The sequence below is a fragment of the Rhodococcus shunpengi genome, assembly GCF_048381395.1.
GTDB lineage: Bacteria > Actinomycetota > Actinomycetes > Mycobacteriales > Mycobacteriaceae > Rhodococcus.
Map to the genome: position 1 here is coordinate 347619 of NZ_JBLWIU010000036.1, position 3294 is coordinate 350912.

At 63.8% G+C, this 3294-nt stretch carries 3 protein-coding genes; 2 read left to right on the forward strand and 1 reads right to left on the reverse strand.

All coding sequences use genetic code 11. From position 1 onward, the window contains the following. Positions 1–109 precede the first annotated feature (109 nt). Positions 110–1444, forward strand: coding sequence for a hypothetical protein (locus ACNJ7K_RS25850; protein WP_487042462.1), 1335 nt, complete (start codon positions 110–112; stop codon positions 1442–1444). Here the strand turns inward: ACNJ7K_RS25850 and ACNJ7K_RS25855 are convergent. Next, positions 1427–3037, reverse strand: coding sequence for a hypothetical protein (locus tag ACNJ7K_RS25855; protein ID WP_487042463.1), 1611 nt, complete (start codon positions 3035–3037; stop codon positions 1427–1429). The two genes, ACNJ7K_RS25850 and ACNJ7K_RS25855, sit on opposite strands and share 18 nt — an antisense overlap. Before the next feature lie 75 nt (positions 3038–3112). Here ACNJ7K_RS25855 and ACNJ7K_RS25860 point away from each other — a divergent pair. After that, the coding region (locus ACNJ7K_RS25860; RefSeq protein ID WP_487042464.1) for a hypothetical protein at positions 3113–3294 on the forward strand (182 nt) is incomplete at its 3' end.

A 3294-nucleotide genomic window follows, 5' to 3' on the forward strand; every position in this document is an offset into this window, starting at 1 on the left:
CACGACTCGTTCTGGAGTATCAGACCGCGCTGCGTAGAACCTGCCCCGTAAGGATGCGTTACGGGCGGTCGGTCAGCGCGAGCAATGCCGGTCCCATAGTCTTTCCTTCATGACTTCGGCCACTGAAGAGAAGGCTCCCGATCATCAACTGTCCAGCTCCACGCTCGAACGGTCGGGAACTCCTCGCAATCGGGACGCGCTCCTCTGGCTCATTGGGCTCGTCGGCGCAATCGCCATCCCCATTGCGGCAGGCGGAAAGATCAACCTCGCCGAGGTGGCCTTCCTCATTCTGATCTTCGTCATCCTCTCCACGCTGCGCGGACACCAGTTCCTACGACATCTCTGGGTTTTCGCATTGCTGTGGAGTGGTGCACAGGTGGTGAGCAATATTGTTCACGACCAGGGATTTGTCACTGCGCCCGTTCTCGCTGGCCCCACCGTCGCATTGCTTGCGACCGGCCTGTATTGGATGTACCTCAAGCTGGGGATCTCCGTCCCGGACATCCTCATCGCAGTCGGCATTGGATGGATTGCGCTCGAGGTGGTGGCAGGCGGCGCACTGTCCAGTTCGAACCCGTGGAAGTACCACCTCGCTACTCCGCTGGCCGTGGCCGTCCTCGCTTTCGCCTACAAGCGCCAATGGAAGCGCATGACGCTTGTCGTGCTGCTCTTCGCCTTCGCCGCGGCGAGCCGGTTCTATGACAGCCGAGTGCAGACCGCATTGTTCCTTGTCGCGGCAATCGCACTCCTGCTCGTTACCAGCGACAGAGTTGCTCAGCGCAAGCGATCCGGTAAGACCCTCGCGTTCCTCCTCCTCGGGGCTGTAGCCGTTTACCTCGTCTATCCGTCGCTCGCGATGAGCGGATACCTCGGCGATCGGGCATACCGTCAGCAGGTCAGCTACGAAGCCGAGGACGCGAACTTCGTCCTCGCCACACGCATCGAGTTCCCCCAGGTCGCATACCTCGTGACACAGAATCCCGTGCTCGGCATCGGGTCTTATGCGCCCGTCGGACGTGCAGAATCCGCAGCATCGGTCAACTTCGTCGACGACTACATCTCCCATGTCACGCCAAGCGACCGGAACTACCTGACCCGCAATTCCGACGGATCCTGGGTCGGATACCGTGCACACAGCTCCGCGATGTCCAGCGCGCTCTACGCCGGCGTGCTCGCATTGCCGTTCTGGATCTTCCTGCTAGTACGCAATGCGCGAGGTGTGGTCCGGTTCGCCCGCGGCCAAGTGGTCGTCCCTGCTTTGTTCATCTACCTCTGCGGGCTGACCACCTGGGATGTGTTCTTTTCCCCGTTGACGAACCGGACTCACATGAGCATCGGCGTGATGATGTTCCTTCTCGCTGTCGTGTTCCAGGTGCAACGTGATCCGCAGCCGAGTGAGGAACTCACACCTGTGAAGTCACGCGGTTCACGCGCCGCGTCGTGATTTCAGCCAGGCGTCGGCCGAGGCCACCTGCGCGGCAGTGAGCGCCCCGCGTACGAGCACGTAGTCACCGACCTTGCCGGTCAGGAACGACGAACTGGTGCCGTTCGATCCAATCGTGCTGCCCGCCGTGGCGAGATCGCCGGTGCCCTGATCGTTCGCAGCGACCTGCGTGCCATCCCGATAGAACTTCGAGTTCGCGCCGTCGAACACAGCGATGAAGCTGTGCGGGTTCGCATCGCCGGATCCCTGCGACGTTGCGCCGGCGGCATTAATGCGACGGGCACCGAACCCGGAGGTCGACGACTTGTAGATCGCCAGGTGGTTCGTGGAATGGCCGTCGCAGATGTACTCGGTGGACGATCCGGTTGCCTGTGCGTTGACCAGCACGGTGAGTGGTCCGGTGCCGAACCCGCCGGACAGGATCGCTGCCTTGAGTCGGGAGGCGCCGTCGAACACGATGCACGGATGCCCGTTGAGTCCGTCCGCGTCGAACACGGGTGCGCCGGTCACGCTGTCGATGTTGCGCGAGTAGCTGGACTTGTCCGCCAATGTGGTGACCGTCGCGCCATCGGTGCCGACACTCGGGTCGTACCAGGCGAGCAAGTCCGTGCCGTGATCGGTGGGTGACCACTGATCGCCCGGCTCCTCCGGGTCGATCGGGACAACGATGGGAGCGGGGCCGGGGCCGGGGGCGGTGAACCATCCCTTGCGACGCAGGATGCGATCGAAGACCACCGCCTGCACCTGCATCCCCACGCTGTTGAGATGCACGCTGCTCGGATCGCGCAGTGAGGTCGGGACCGATCCGGCGTTCATGTCGGAGGTGTCCGCCGCGGTCGGGGTGATGCCGGCTTCCACCAGGCCACGGGTTGCCAGGTACTCGCGGAGGTTGAAGAACCGGTCACCGAATTGGCGTGCGCAGAACGCTTCGATCTGTCGCAGCCATCCGCCGCGCGGGGTGTCTTTGCCTTCGGTGACGCCTCGGTCGAGGGGACTCCACACCAGGTAGCGCGGGTTGTCGGCGACCAGGTGCGTGACCATGCGGGCGATGTTCGCGCACACCTCGTCGACGGTGCGGGTACCGGCTTCGGTCAGGGGGATGTCGTTGGTGCCGACTGCGATGAGTTGGATGTTCTCCTCGTAGCCTTCGAGGCCGACCACATCGACGATGTCCTTGACCGGGACGGCGGTGCCGGCGGTAGCGCGGGTGAACACTCGGTTCGATCCCGAGCGGGAGAGGGTGCCGCGCACTCCGGCGATCTCGACGGGAAAGTTTGTGACCTCACCGCCGCGCAGGGAATCCACCGACAGGTTGGTCAGGTTCACTGCACCGGAGGCCGGGATGGTGTTTCCGGCGACGGCGGCGGTGAACACGAGGCCGCCCTGCCGTGCTGCGATCTCGTCGGAGCGGGCACCGGAGGCGCCGCGGTTGACGACGGTGACGCCGAGGGAGGTGGCGAGCAGGGTCGGCCACCGGGTCGCCGCGTCCGGGTTGGTGGTCGCGGCCGAGGTCGAATCGCCGTAGAGGACGATCGGCAGTCTCGAGCGCTTCGCACCGTTCGCTCCGACGTAGTCCTGGTATGCCTGCGGCACCTCGTCGACCGGGGCATAAGTGTCGATATGGCTCGTACCAGTGCGCTCATTCGGGGGAGTCTGCGCACTGGCAGCGTGAGGTTTGTCGTCGGCCGAACCCTGCAACCGGCGTTAGGACAGCTGAAGTCAGGCTCGACAATCATCGACACCCTGTCGTACCAAACTGTCACGGCAATCGAGCTAAGTAAGGGCGGCCATCTACGTCAATGGACAGATGCCGTCTCGAAGGGCGAGTCGCAACAAACGAATCGTGCGCG